The organism is Pseudonocardia oceanicola (genome assembly GCF_047200735.1).
Lineage (GTDB): Bacteria > Actinomycetota > Actinomycetes > Mycobacteriales > Pseudonocardiaceae > Pseudonocardia.
Genome location: NZ_JBJZON010000021.1, coordinates 56,529 through 68,314, shown reverse-complemented (window position 1 = coordinate 68,314; position 11,786 = coordinate 56,529). Strand labels below are relative to the sequence as shown.

Here is an 11,786-nt window from a genome sequence, read left to right as displayed (position 1 = left end):
GAGGACCACGCACGGCCCCTTCTGCTGACTCGTGTAACACCCCGTGCCCCGTCTCGGACAAGACGATCGAGGTCGTGAGACGGGAGAGGTATGCACGAGGACGCGCCCACGGTGGTGCTCGACGCCGTCGGGAGACGGAGCCGGAAGGGCCGCCGGGTCCTGATCGGCCTGCTCGTCACCGTCCTGGCGCTGATCCTGGCGGCCGCGGCGGCGATCTACATCCTCACGGAGAGCCTGGGCAACAACGTCGGCCGGGTGCCCGACGCCTTCGCCGGCATCCCCGCCGACGCCCGCCCGGCGACCACCGGGGGCACGACCTTCCTGCTGATCGGCACGGACACCCGCTCGCCCGAGCCGACCACCGGTACGGACGCCCCGGCCGGGGTGGACGCCGGTTCCCAGCGCAGCGACGTGATCATGCTGGCCCGGGTGGCCGGGGACGGCCGCACCGCCGCCGTCACCTCGATCCCGCGCGACAGCTGGGTCGACATCCCCGGCCGCGGGATGAACAAGATCAACGCTGCATACGCGTTCGGCGGGGCACCGCTGCTGATCCGGACGGTCGAGAACCTGACCGGGGTGCGCGTCGACCACTTCGGCGTGATCGACTTCGCGGGCTTCCGGGAGATGGTCGACTCGGTGGGCGGGATCGACGTGCGGGTCGCGGCGGCGACGAGCAACGCCGGCGTCGCCTTCCACGAGGGCCTCAACCACCTCGACGGGGCGCAGGCGCTGGCCTACGTGCGGCAGCGCCACGACCTGCCCGGCGGCGACCTCGACCGGGCCAAGCGCCAGCAGAACGCGATCAAGGCGGTGCTGGCGAAGGCCGGTGACGACCTGTCCGACCCGGTCGGCCTCTACAACCTGGTCGACGCGACCAGCCGGACCGTCAGCGTCGACGACACCCTGACCAACGGCGGCCTGCGCGACCTGGCGCTGGAGATGAAGGGGCTGCGGCCGGCCGGGGTCACGTTCACCAGCGCCCCGGTCGCAGGGCTCGGACGCGAGGGCGCCCAGTCCGTCGTCTACCTCGACGAGCAGGCCGGGACGCTGCTCTGGTCCGCCTTCCGCGCGGGGACGACGGCGCAGTACGTCGCCGCGCACCCGGGCGAGGCGCTGTCCGGTACGCCGAACTGAGCAGGAGGCGCCGACCCCCCATCGGCGCCTCCGCAGCTCAGCTCGCGGCGGGGACCAGGCCGAGCTGGATGAGCATCTCCATCTGGTCGAAGTAGAGGGTGTGGCCGACGATCACCTCGTTCTCGACGAGGTAGACGACGCAGAACGGCACGCGGACCGGCTTGCCGGTGGCCTCCACGACCTGGCCGTCCGGCGTCGGCATCGGGCCCGTGTGGGTGCCCTCGAACGTCCCTTCGATCAGCACCTGGCCGTCCTGGCCGAAGATCCTCCGCTCGGTGATCCGGTGGTCCGGGAAGCCCTCGTGGTAGCCCGTCCAGAACTGCCGGGCGCCGTCGTGCCCCTCCAGGTGCACCCCGCCGGGGGAGTCGAACACCGCCTTGGTCGAGTAGAGCGCCAGCCAGCCGTCGAGGTCCCGGTCGTTCCAGGTCGCGAACTCGTCCCGGATGAGCTGCAGGTCGTCCATCGTCGTCACCTCGTCCCGTGGGAAGACCCCCCGATCGGTCACGGAGGGGAAACCAGGGTGCTCCCCGCCGGCCGCGCCGTCGCTGCGCAGTTCTGCGTACGCGTAACGGCGTGCTCACCGCCCGCGAGTCCCGGGCCGGGAGAGGAGGCGTCGTGCTGGCGGACGTCACCGGGTTGATCGGCGTGCTGGTGTGGCCGGTGCTCGTGGTCTTCGTCGTCGTGCTGTTCCGGACGCCGCTGAGCCGGCTGCTGTCCGGCTCGCTGACGGTGAAGGGGCCGGGCGGGCTGGAGATCTCGGCGTCGAGCCGGCAGCAGGCCGCCACGGCGCTCGCTCGGGCCACCGCGGCCAAGGGCGCACCGCCGATGGGGCAGCAGGCCGCGCTCGATCGGGTCGACACCGCGGCGACGATGCTGAACGACGCCGGCGGCCGGGCACGCGTGCTCTGGGTCGACGACCACCCCAGCACCAACCGGGACGAGGTGGCGGCGCTGGAGGCGCTGGGCGTCGACGTCGAGCTGAGCTCCTCCACCGAGGACGCCCTGGAGCGGGTGGGCCGGAACCCGGCCTACGACGTCGTCGTCTCGGACATGGAGCGCCTGGAGCACCCGCAGGCCGGGTACGACCTGCTCCAGAAGCTGCGGGCGGCGGGCGTGCACACCCCGTTCGTCGTCTACGCGCGGTCGGGGCGGCCGGAACGCTTCGACGAGGCGGTGCGGCACGGGGCCGAGGGGTGGGCGGACACGCCCGAGCAGCTGATGGGGATGGTGCTCGCCGCCGTCCGTCGGGTGCGGGGCTGACCGGGTCCAGCGGGTGACGGGGGCGGCCTGCGCCGGCAGGTGCTGGCGCCCGGCCGGGGCGTCAGGAACGGTCGGCGATCCCCTCGACCGAGGTGCGGGGCAGCGGGACCACCGGGTGCGCGCGGTCCGACCGGCGCTCCGCCCGCAGGGTCCGCAGCATCCGGATGGTCTCGGCGACCGACGGGCGGGGGCCGGGCCGGTGCCAGGGCGCGGCCCGGACGTCCGGCACCTCGCGCACCGCCAGCCCCTCCGCGGCCGCGCGGGCGACGAGGAGCAGCTCGAACTCGGTCGCGTGGCGGGTCAGGTCCGGCAGCCCGAGTCGCGGGACGACCGAGCGTCGCAGCGCGGTCGTCCCGCACCACGGATCGGTGACGGTCGCGGCGAGGCACGCCGAGGCGACGGCCGCGAGCGCGGTCTCGGAGGGTGAGCGGCGGGTGGCGCGGGCGCTGCGCACCACGTCGGCGCCGTCGGTGATCGCCGCGACCATCCGCGGCACCTCGCTCGGGCAGGTGGACCCGTCCGCGTCGAGCATCACGAGCACGTCGCCGCGCGCCGCGTGCAGGCCCGCCAGCAGGCTCGAGCCCCGGTTCCAGCCCTGCGCGACGACCCGGCAGTCCGGCCGCGCGAGCCGGGCGGCCTCGACCGTGCCGTCGACGGATCCGCCGTCGGACAGCACGACCTCGTGGCTCGGATGCAGTCCGGCCAGGAGGTGCTCGACATTGCGGCGCTCGTTGCGCGTCGGCACGACGACCGAGACCCGCGCTCGCGCAGTGCCCGGACCGTGCATCTCGCCACCCCCGCCTGTGTCGACGCGCCCGACCGCCACGGGCGCGGACCGGTGACGACGCACCGGCCCGCCTCGCTATCGCCGCCCGCGGCGAACGCGTTACACAGGTGGTTGAACTGTAAACCGACCTTCCTCGCGCACCGGACTACCCGGCCGAATGCGCCCTGCGCCACGCCTCGTGCACCTCGGGCCGCAGCCGGCCCCTGTCCGGGACGGCGATCCCGTTCTCCCGGGCCCACCGCCGGACCTCGGCGGTCGACGGCGGGGGTGCGGCCGGGGCGTCGACCAGCGCGGACGCGCCGCCGATCCGCTCCGCGGCGGCGACCTCGGTGTCGGCCCAGGAGCGCGCCGCGGCGAGGAACCGGTAGGTCCACTCCTCGGCGAGCGCGCGGGTGTCGCAGAAGACGATCGGGATCGCGGGCCAGCGGACCTGCAGCTCGGCGAGGCCGTCCGCGATCACCGCGGGCCGGACGCGGTCCTGCTTGAAGATCGACGAGTACCGCTCCTCGACGACCACGGCCGCGCGGGGCAGCGTGGCGAGCTCGGTCAGGGCGAAGCGCAGCCGGCCGTCCGAGACGCTGCCGATCAGATCGGCGAGCGACTTGCGCTCCACGGCCGCGACGACGGTCCCGTCGGTGCCCAGGACGGCGTAGTCGCCGCAGGCCAGGCCCCGCTTCGTCGTCGTCACCTGCTGCCCGGCGAAGGAGTAGGCGTAGCGCTCGTGGGCGTCGACCACGATCTCGAGCTCGGGGATGCCGGCGGCGCGGGCGGTCGGGAGCCGGACGTCCGGGCGGGCCTGCCGGCGGGTCCGCGGGGACTGCCAGAACACCATCTCCCGGCCCCGGGCGCGGGTGTAGACGATCTGGGAGCGCTGTTCGCGGCCCCGGTCGGCGACGACGTCGATCGCGGCGCCGCGCCGCACACAGGACTTGAGCGCCACCCGTTCGACGATCTCGGCGTCGTCCGGCCACTCGTCGTCGCCGACCGGGTGGCAGTAGATCGCCTTGGTCCGCGGCCACGTGTCCTTCGCCCGGAACACCAGCCCGCCGGCCCACGGCACCCGGATCAGGTAGGGCAGCGAGCTGGCCGGGTCGGGATTGCGGGCGACGATCAGCTCCACCCGGCGAGTCTGACGCACCGCGCAAGGGCTGCCCCGGACGTGCCGGTCGGGGCGTGCCGCGCGGGACACGACCGTCGGGTCGCTCAGCGTGTCGCGCTGAAGGACGTCGCGACGTCCATGACGTACTGCCCGTAGCCGTTCTTGGCCTGCTTCTCCCCGAGGGCGTGGCAGGCCTCGGCGTCGATGAAGCCCATCCGCAGCGCGACCTCCTCGAGGCAGGCGATGCGGATGCCCTGGCGGTTCTCGAGGACCTGCACGTAGTGCCCGGCCTCGATCAGCGACTCGTGGGTGCCGGTGTCGAGCCAGGCGAAGCCACGGCCGAGGTCGACGAGCCGGGCGCGGCCCTGCTCCATGTAGGCGCGGTTGAGGTCGGTGATCTCCAGCTCCCCGCGGGCGGACGGCCGCAGGTTCTCGGCCAGCTCGGCCGCCTGGCTGTCGTAGAGGTAGAGGCCGGTGATCGCGCGGTCGGAGCGAGGCTTGTCGGGCTTCTCCTCGATCGAGATCAGCCGGCCCTGCTCGTCGGCCTCGCCGACGCCGTAGCGCTGCGGGTCCTTGACCGGGTAACCGAACAGGACGCACCCGTCGCCCTCGGGGCCGAGGCCGTCGCGGGCGTCGCGGAGCGTCCTCGAGAAGCCGGGGCCGTGGAAGATGTTGTCCCCGAGCACGAGCGCGACGTTCTCGCCCGCGATGTGGTCCTCGCCGATGAGGAAGGCCTCGGCGATGCCGTTGGGTTCGGCCTGGGTGGCGTAGGTCAGGGCGAGGCCGAGGTCGCTGCCGTCGCCGAGGAGACGGTGGAAGCTCGGGGCGTCCTCGGGCGTGGTGATGATCAGGATCTCCCGGACCCCGGCCAGCATCAGGGTGGACAGCGGGTAGTAGATCATCGGCTTGTCGAACACCGGCAGCAGCTGCTTCGAGACGCCGCGGGTGATCGGGTGCAGCCGGGTGCCGGTGCCACCGGCCAGGACGATGCCCTTCACGTCAGGTAGCCCTCCAGGCTCGCGCGCCAGTCCGGCAGCGTGACGCCGGCCTTCCTCGCCTTCGACAGGTCGAGGACGCTGTTCGACGGCCGTCGGGCCGCATCGGGCTTGTCGGCGAAGTAGGCCGCGGTGGTGGTGTCGGTGACGTCGCCGGGGTCGCGTCCCGAGGCCGCGAACACGAACCGGGCGACGTCCGCCCAGGTGGCGGGCTCGCCGTCGTTGGTGAGGTGGTAGGTGCCGGGATCGCACTCGAGAAGCTGGAGGATCCCGGCGGCGAGGTCGGACGCCAGGGTGGGCCTTCCGATCTGGTCGGCGACGACGGTCGGGCGGACGCCCTTGTGCGCCAGGGTGCGCATGGTCCGGGCGAAGTTCGCGCCGTCGCCGATCACCCAGGTCGGACGGACGATCCAGTGCATCGGGGTGGTCGCGACGGCGGCGTCGCCGGCGGCCTTCGAGGCCCCGTAGGCGCTGAGCGGGGCGACGGGGGTGTTCTCGGAAATCGGGCCTTCGTGGGTGCCGTCGAAGACGTACTCCGTGGAGACGTGCACCAGGCGCAGGTCGTGCTCGGTCGCGATGCGGGCGAGCGCCGACGGGGCGGTGGCGTTGGCGGCCCAGGCGAGGGGGCGGCCCTCGAGGGTCTCGGCGGCGTCGACCCTGGTGTAGGCGGCGGCGTTGAACACCGTGTCGAAGGACGACCAGTCGACGGCGGCGAGTGCGGCCGGGTCGGTCAGGTCCAGGTCGGCGCGGGTGAGGGCCCGGGCGTCGGGGAGGGCCGCGGCCAGCGCCTTCCCGAGCTGGCCGCCGGCTCCGAGGATGAGGGCGCGCACGGGGTCATTGTGTCGACCGGTCCGTCGCTACCCTCGCCGGGTGCGCGTTCTGGTCACGGGTGGGGCGGGGTTCATCGGGTCGCACTTCGTGCGGTCGCTGGTGTCCGGTGCGTACCCGGTCTCGGCGGGGTCGGTGCGGGTGCTGGATCTGCTGACGTACGCGGGGCGGCGGGAGAACCTGGCCGGCTGCGACGTGGAACTGCGCGTGGGGGACGTCCGGGATCCCGCGGCGGCCGCGGCGGCCGTGCGTGGCTGTGACCTGGTGGTGCACTTCGCGGCGGAGTCGCACGTGGACCGGTCGATCGCGGGGGCGGCGGACTTCGTGTCGACGAACGTGGTCGGGACGCAGGTGATGCTCCAGGCGGCGTCGGACGCCGGGGTGGGGAAGTTCGTGCACGTGTCGACGGACGAGGTGTACGGCTCGATCGACTCGGGGTCGTGGCGCGAGGACCACGTGCTGGAGCCGAACTCGCCGTACTCGGCGTCGAAGGCGGGCTCGGACCTGCTGGCGCGGTCGTATCACCGCACGCACGGGCTGGACGTGTCGATCACGCGGTGCAGCAACAACTACGGGCCGTTCCAGTTCCCGGAGAAGGTCGTCCCGTTGTTCGTGACCAACCTGCTCGACGGGGGCACGGTGCCGTTGTACGGCGACGGGCTCAACGTGCGGGACTGGCTGCACGTCGACGACCACTGCCGGGGGGTCGCGCTGGTCGCGGCCTCGGGGCGGGCGGGGGAGGTCTACAACATCGGCGGCGGGACGGAGCTGACGAACCGGGAGCTGACCGCGCGGCTGCTCGAGGCCGTGGGGGCGGACTGGTCGCGGGTGGAGCCGGTGCCCGACCGCAAGGGGCACGACCGCCGGTACTCGGTGGACTGGTCGAAGATCCGCTCGGAGCTGGGGTACGAGCCGCGGGTGCCGTTCGAGGTGGGGCTGGCGGAGACGGTGGCGTGGTACCGGGAGCGGCGGGACTGGTGGGAGCCGCTCAAGGCTGCTTCCCTGCGAGGCGGGGTGGCGTCGTGAAGTACCGGGAGCTGGGGATCTCGGGGGCATGGGTGTTCGAGCCGCCGGTGTTCCCGGACCGGCGCGGGATGTTCGTGGCGCCGTTCCAGGGGCCGGTGTTCTCCGAGGCGTTGGGGTTCGACCTGGTCGTGGGGCAGACCAACCACTCGGTGTCGCGGCTCGGGGTGGTGCGCGGGGTGCACTTCGCGGACGTGCCGCCGGGCCAGGCGAAGTACGTGTCGTGCCCGTCGGGCCGGCTGCTCGACGTGATCGTCGACGTGCGGGTGGGGTCGCCGACCTTCGGGCGGTGGGAGGCGGTGGAGCTGGACTCCGACTCCCTGCGGGCGGTGTACCTGAGTGAGGGGTTGGGGCATGCGTTCGTCGCGCTGGAGGAGGCGACGGTGATGGCCTACCTGTGCTCCACGCCGTACAACCCCTCGGCCGAGCACGGGATCTCGCCGCTGGACCCGTCGTTGGGCCTGCCGTGGCCGTCGGATCTCGAGCTCATCCTGTCGGACAAGGACCGGGACGCACCGACCCTCGCCGAGGCGAAGGACCAGGGGATCCTGCCGGTGTACCGGTAGGGGGCGCGGTCCGCGGCCGAGCCACACCCGGCTGGACACGATCACCGGTTGTGGACGTGCCCGGTCGGATCCCGATCGTGCCGGTCCACGCCAGCTGATCTCGAGGTCCGGTGGGCTCAGCGGCCGAGGGCGAGCAGGTGGTCGTCGAGCGCGTGTTCGACGGACTCGGCGGTCGCGAGGGCCAGGACCTCGTTGGCGACGGCGTCGACGCGGACGTTGGTGAGGGCGGGGCCGGCGAGCAGGGCGTCGACGATCGCGAGCAGGCGGATGCCCGAGGGGAGCGGCTGCGGGCTGACCAGCGGCTGCGCTCCGTCGAAGGCGGTCCGCAGGCCCGTGACCTGATCCGGGGGTGGCGCGGTGAGCGGGACCGAGGTGCTCGGGTCGTCGCCGTGCAGCAGGGGCAGCCACGCGGGACGGATCCGGTTCAGGTCGAGCAGGACGCCGCGGAGCTCGTCCCGGCCGGGCGTGATCCACATCCGGCCGTCGGAGTCGTTGATGGTGCCGGGGAGGCGGTGGTCGACCTCCTCGGCGACGTCCTGCCAGCGGTCGTCGCGGGCCTCCGGCACCCACGGACCCGGCTGCCGTTCGGCCGAGACCGTGCGGCGGATGCAGAGGGTCGTGCCGGTGTGTCCGCCGCCGGTGAGCTGCAGGGCCACGATCGCGAGCGTGACGGCGACGGCCGGGCCCTTGACCGGCTCGCGGGTGGCGAAGAAGCGGGGCGGTCCGCCGTCGCGGTCGGTGCGGAGCGACCGGTTCAGGATGCGCTGGAGCTGCCCGACCTCCAGGTCGAGATCGGCGAGCTGAGCGCGGAGAGCCGGCTCGGGCTTCGCCGCCGGCACGGCGGGTGCCTCGGCGGCCGCACGCTCCTCGACCGGCTCGTCGTCCGAGAGCGTCGGATCCGGCCCCGGGATCGTGCTGGCGACGGTGCGGCCGCCCGACCGGGGCGGCTCGGCTCCGCGCGGCTCCACGTCCCGGGCCTGGCTCGGGGTCCGTCCGCTCTCCGCCGGGTCGGGACCGCCCCCGCCCGACTCGGCTGCGGGCGGTTCGTCCGTTCGCCCCTCCACCGGATCCGCCCGCCCGCGCTCCGGCTCCGGCTCCGGCTCCGGCTCCGCGGATGGTGGTGCCTCGCGCGAGCCGGCCGTGACGGTGCCGGCGTCGGTCGGCTCGGCGTCGTCCGAGGCCGGCTGCTCGGCCTCGCTCGGCTCCGAGGGGTGAGCCCTCTGCTGCGGCGACGGCTCGGCCACCTCCTGCGGCGGGGGCTCCTGCGGTGTCGGCTGGGCCTTCTGAGGTGGCGGCTCGGCCTGCTGGGGCGGTGACGGCTCCACCTCGCGTCGCGGGATCGGCTCGTCCGGCCGCCGGGTCGTCGAATCGGTCTCCCGGCTCTCGGCTGCGACCTCACCGGCCCCGAGGACCCCGACGGCCGCCGCGGCGCCGGACGCGGCGGGGAGCGGGCGGGAGCCCGGAGGGAGTACGGCGGCGGGCTCGCGTTCGTCCTGCGCCCCGGCGCGGGCCTGGTCCCACCGGGCGTCGGCTTCCGCCGGCGTGCTGCGGCGGGAGCCGCGCCGCGCCGTGCCGCGTCCGAGGTCCCGGCCCTGCAGCCACGAGCGTCCTGCACGCGGCTCGGGCGTGGCGCCGCCGCGGGCGAGGCCCGGTCGCCCGCCACTGCCCCCGCCCGCGTCCCTCCCGCGGCCCTCTCCGCCGCCGGGCTCCCCGCCGCGGACGCGCTCGTCCCCTCCGGACCACTCCTCGTCCCACGCCGGGTCCCCGTCCGCCGAGGGCCCGACCTCGTCCCACGGCTCGGCGTCTCGGGCGGCCGAGCTCGCCCGCCGGTCGGTCCGACCTCGACCCCACCCGAGCCACCCGGCGCCGGCTCGTCCGGGCCTGCGTCCGGGAGGGTTCGGGCCGGCGCCGTCCGGCTCGTCGTACCGGACCGACCCACCCCGCCGCCACAACGCCGCCACGCCCGCGACGGCCAGCAGGCCGAGCACCAGGGCCGGCACCGCGAGCTGCCAGCCCGTCCACCACCGGGCCTGCGGGTAGGGCGCGACCGCGGGCAGGGGCAGCGGGCTGCTGCGCTCGGCCGCCGGCAGGTCGAGGCGGACCAGACCGTTCGACGCCGCCTGGTTGCCGGCGTCGAGCCGGAGCGCGGACTCGTAGGCGGAGCGGGCGATATCGGTCCGGCCCTCGATCTCGGCGGCGGCTCCGCGGGCGGCGTCCTCGTAGGCCATCGCGTAGCGGTCGCCGACCTCGTCGAGCCCGTTCTGGGCACACTGCCCCTCGGCCCGCACCTGGGCACGGGCGAACAGCTCCGCAGCCTGGGCCAGCTGGCCCTGGTCGACGAGCGCGCGCGCCTGATCGCACAGCGGGGTCGGCCCCGAGATCGCGCAGCCCGCGAGCCCGGCGAGACCGGCCGCCGCGACCAGGGCCAGGGCCGCCCGCCGGAAGCGCATGCGGCCCATCGTCGTCGGCCGGCGACGGGTGAACAACCCGAGCGGGTGACCGCGAGATCACCGGCTGTATCCGTGCGGCCAACCGCTCGTGGCAGCGTGCCGAAAAGGGGAAGGCGACCACGTGCCGTCGGACCCGGCGGCGGGGCCGCCCGTCGGGTATCACCTGTGCATGCAACCGCACGCCGTCCTCGCCTCGCTGCACCCGCGCGACCGCGACGGCTTCGCCCGGCTCTCGGCGCCGGCCGTGCCGCGCACGGAGCGGTACGCCCTCGGCCGGGGCCTGCGCCGGGACGTGCCGCGGTCCTCGCTCGGGGAGTGGTCGCCGGACAACCGGCGGATCGGGGCGGTCGAGTCCGTGATCGCGACGAACGAGGGCCGGGTCGGGCGGCTCGTCCCGGTCCGGATCGGGCGGATGAGCGCGAGCCCGTACGCCTTCCTGCGCGGCGCCGCGGCGCAGCACGCCGCCGACTTCGCCACCCTGCCCGCCACCGGGATCCGGCCGGTGATCTGCGGCGACGCCCACCTCGGCAACTTCGGGTTCTACGCCTCGCCGGAGCGGGAGCTCGTCTTCGACCTCAACGACTTCGACGAGGCCCACCCCGGGGCCTGGGAGTGGGACCTGCGCCGGCTGACGGCGAGCGTGTGGGTGGCCGGCCGGGACAACGCGGCCGGTGAACAGCAGTGCGAGACCGCCGTCGAGGAGTGCGTCGACGCCTACCGCCGCCACCTCGAGCGGCTGGCCGACGAGCCTTTGCTGGGCCGCTCGTTCGAACGCATCGGCGCGCAGGAGCTGCACGAGCGGGCCCCGCGCAAGAGCAGTCGCAAGGCCGTCGCCTCCGCGGCCCGTAAGGCCAGGCGCCGCACCAGTGACCGCGCGCTGCCCCGGTTCACCCAACGGGACGGCGCGGACCGGCGCCTGGTCACCGAGCCGCCGTTGATCACCCGCCCCGATCCGCGGCAGTACGAGCGGATCCTGGCCGCCCTCGACGAGTACCTGCGGACCCTGCCGCCGCACTGGGCGCGCGTCGTCGGCGGGTACCGGGTGGTCGACGTCGCGCACAAGGTCGTCGGGGTCGGCTCGGTCGGGCTGCGCGCCTACATCGCGCTGTGTGAGGGCTCGGCGGCCGACGACGTCCTGTTCCTGCAGCTCAAGCAGGCCCGCCGGTCCGTCGTCGCCCCGTACGTGCACGGCGACGACGCCTGGCACGCCCATCAGGGCCAGCGCGTCGTCGAGTACCAGCAGGCCCTGCAGACCGTGTCCGACCCGCTCCTCGGCTGGACGACCGTCGGCGACCGGCAGTACTACGTCCGGCAGTTCCGCGACATGAAGGGCGCGATCGTCCTCGACGGCATCGACGCGGCCACCCTCGCCGACTACGCCGCCGTCTGCGGCCGGCTGCTGGCCAAGGGCCACGCCCGCACCAGCGGCGCGTCGATGATCTGCGGGTACCTCGGCGGGGGCGGCAAGGTGCGGCAGGCGATGTGCCGCTTCGCCCGCGCCTACGCCGACCAGACCGAACGGGACTTCGACGAGCTGACGGGAGCGATCCGGCGGGGCGTGCTGCCCTGCGAGCCGGGGGTGTGAGCAGGGTCCACCGCGCCTGACGTGCCCGGACCCCGACGGATGGACTAGGTTGTGTG

General features: G+C 74.5%; 11 protein-coding genes. 5 read left to right on the top strand and 6 right to left on the bottom strand.

Annotated elements, in window-relative coordinates:
- Positions 1 to 90: 90 nt before the first annotated feature.
- Entirely contained in the window at positions 91 to 1,137 is a 1,047-nt protein-coding gene (locus ACL02T_RS25480) for an LCP family protein (RefSeq protein ID WP_412833295.1), read from the top strand.
- A gap of 37 nt (positions 1,138 to 1,174) precedes the next feature.
- Here ACL02T_RS25480 and ACL02T_RS25475 read toward each other — a convergent pair whose 3' ends face one another.
- Entirely contained in the window at positions 1,175 to 1,600 is a 426-nt protein-coding gene (locus tag ACL02T_RS25475) for an ester cyclase (protein ID WP_412833294.1), read from the bottom strand.
- Positions 1,601 to 1,752: 152 nt separating this feature from the next.
- On the opposite strand from ACL02T_RS25475, the gene ACL02T_RS25470 reads away from it, so the two are divergent.
- Positions 1,753 to 2,397, top strand: coding sequence for a response regulator (locus tag ACL02T_RS25470; protein ID WP_412833293.1), 645 nt, complete (start codon positions 1,753 to 1,755; stop codon positions 2,395 to 2,397).
- A gap of 61 nt (positions 2,398 to 2,458) precedes the next feature.
- Here ACL02T_RS25470 and ACL02T_RS25465 read toward each other — a convergent pair whose 3' ends face one another.
- The 4 genes from ACL02T_RS25465 to ACL02T_RS25450 all read right to left on the bottom strand — a co-directional run bounded on the left by ACL02T_RS25465 (position 2,459) and on the right by ACL02T_RS25450 (position 6,108).
- Positions 2,459 to 3,184, bottom strand: a complete 726-nt coding sequence (locus tag ACL02T_RS25465) for a glycosyltransferase family 2 protein (protein ID WP_412833292.1) — start codon at positions 3,182 to 3,184, stop codon at positions 2,459 to 2,461.
- Between the two features lie 145 nt (positions 3,185 to 3,329).
- Positions 3,330 to 4,304, bottom strand: a complete 975-nt coding sequence (locus ACL02T_RS25460; protein ID WP_412833291.1) for an ERCC4 domain-containing protein — start codon at positions 4,302 to 4,304, stop codon at positions 3,330 to 3,332.
- Between the two features lie 83 nt (positions 4,305 to 4,387).
- Positions 4,388 to 5,281 carry a glucose-1-phosphate thymidylyltransferase RfbA gene (rfbA, locus tag ACL02T_RS25455; RefSeq protein WP_412833290.1) on the bottom strand — a complete coding sequence of 298 codons (894 nt, stop codon included), beginning with the start codon at positions 5,279 to 5,281 and terminating at the stop codon, positions 4,388 to 4,390.
- A complete protein-coding gene (locus ACL02T_RS25450) occupies positions 5,278 to 6,108 on the bottom strand; it encodes an SDR family oxidoreductase (RefSeq protein WP_412833289.1) in 831 nt (276 codons plus the stop codon). Before ACL02T_RS25450 ends, rfbA begins: the two co-directional genes overlap by 4 nt.
- A 40-nt stretch (positions 6,109 to 6,148) precedes the next feature.
- Between ACL02T_RS25450 and rfbB the strand changes: the two genes are divergently transcribed.
- A complete protein-coding gene (gene rfbB / locus ACL02T_RS25445) occupies positions 6,149 to 7,132 on the top strand; it encodes a dTDP-glucose 4,6-dehydratase (RefSeq protein ID WP_412833288.1) in 984 nt (327 codons plus the stop codon).
- Positions 7,129 to 7,695, top strand: coding sequence for a dTDP-4-dehydrorhamnose 3,5-epimerase family protein (locus ACL02T_RS25440; protein WP_412833287.1), 567 nt, complete (start codon positions 7,129 to 7,131; stop codon positions 7,693 to 7,695). The genes rfbB and ACL02T_RS25440 overlap by 4 nt, the downstream gene beginning before the upstream one ends.
- Positions 7,696 to 7,811: 116 nt before the next feature.
- Here the strand turns inward: ACL02T_RS25440 and ACL02T_RS25435 are convergent, their stop codons facing one another.
- Positions 7,812 to 10,145, bottom strand: a complete 2,334-nt coding sequence (locus ACL02T_RS25435) for a hypothetical protein (RefSeq protein ID WP_412833286.1) — start codon at positions 10,143 to 10,145, stop codon at positions 7,812 to 7,814.
- A gap of 169 nt (positions 10,146 to 10,314) precedes the next feature.
- Between ACL02T_RS25435 and ACL02T_RS25430 the strand changes: the two genes are divergently transcribed.
- Positions 10,315 to 11,730 carry a DUF2252 domain-containing protein gene (locus ACL02T_RS25430; RefSeq protein WP_412833285.1) on the top strand — a complete coding sequence of 472 codons (1,416 nt, stop codon included), beginning with the start codon at positions 10,315 to 10,317 and terminating at the stop codon, positions 11,728 to 11,730.
- Positions 11,731 to 11,786: the final 56 nt, after the last annotated feature.